Source organism: Rhizobium sp. rho-13.1 (genome assembly GCF_007000305.1).
In the GTDB taxonomy this organism is placed as follows: domain Bacteria; phylum Pseudomonadota; class Alphaproteobacteria; order Rhizobiales; family Rhizobiaceae; genus Rhizobium; species Rhizobium rhododendri.
This window is the reverse complement of sequence record NZ_SCFL01000081.1, coordinates 1-832: the sequence shown is the minus strand read 5'-3', so window position 1 is coordinate 832 and position 832 is coordinate 1. Positions and strand designations below refer to the sequence as shown.

The 832-nt window shown below is 61.8% G+C and carries 2 protein-coding genes; both read left to right on the top strand.

The window, feature by feature from the left end; genetic code table 11:
- Positions 1–258, top strand: a 258-nt coding sequence (locus tag EQW76_RS28720; protein ID WP_244615605.1) for a 2Fe-2S iron-sulfur cluster-binding protein, incomplete at its 5' end; no start/stop codon positions are given.
- Positions 255–832: molybdopterin cofactor-binding domain-containing protein (locus EQW76_RS28715; RefSeq protein WP_142832632.1), on the top strand; the 578-nt coding region annotated here is incomplete at its 3' end. The genes EQW76_RS28720 and EQW76_RS28715, both read left to right, overlap by 4 nt.

Here is an 832-nt window from a genome sequence, read left to right as displayed (position 1 = left end):
GTACAGCGCGCCTTCATCGAGGAGGCCGCCGCACAGTGCGGATACTGCCTGAACGGCATGATCATTGCCATCGTCGGGCTGCTGGAAGCCAACCCCGAGCCTGACGAAACCGATATTCGTGAAGCTCTTCGGCATCATCTCTGCCGCTGTGGCACCCATATGGAAATACTCGCTGCGGCACGCCGCGCCGTCGCCTACGCCAAAGCTGATCGCGCAGTCGGCGCATCGGCAGAGGCACGAAACGAGGTTTCGCCATGAACACCCAACGCGAAGCGCCGAAATCCTCCTATTTCTTGAACTCCGACATTCTTCTTGTCGTTTCGGACAAACTCCAGGGCGACGAGGCCGAGCTCTACATCGCCATCGACCGGGACGGTCGCGTCAAAGCTTTCAACGGCCATGTCGATCTCGGAACGGGTATCCGCACATCGCTGGCGCAGATCGTCGCGGAGGAACTGGACGTACCCTTCGAGCATGTGGATATGGTGCTGGGAGCGACTTCTGCGGCGCCTAACCAAGGTGCCACGATTGCGAGCGAGACGATCCAGATCACGGCGGTGCCCCTGAGGCAGGCCGCCGCGACCGCGCGACACCATCTGATGGCGAAGGCTGCGGCCCTGAAGAACACGGCGGTCGAACATCTCATCCTGCATGACGGCATCATACGCGCCGACGGCGGAGAGAACTGGAGCCTCACCTTCGCAGAGCTCGTGGCCGGCGAGCATGTGCGACTGTCGATCGATGCGACAGCGGCGCTGAAGCTTGCATCGACCTACCGGATCGTCGGCGTCTCGCTGCCACGGGTGGACATACCGGCAAAAGCAACCGGTGA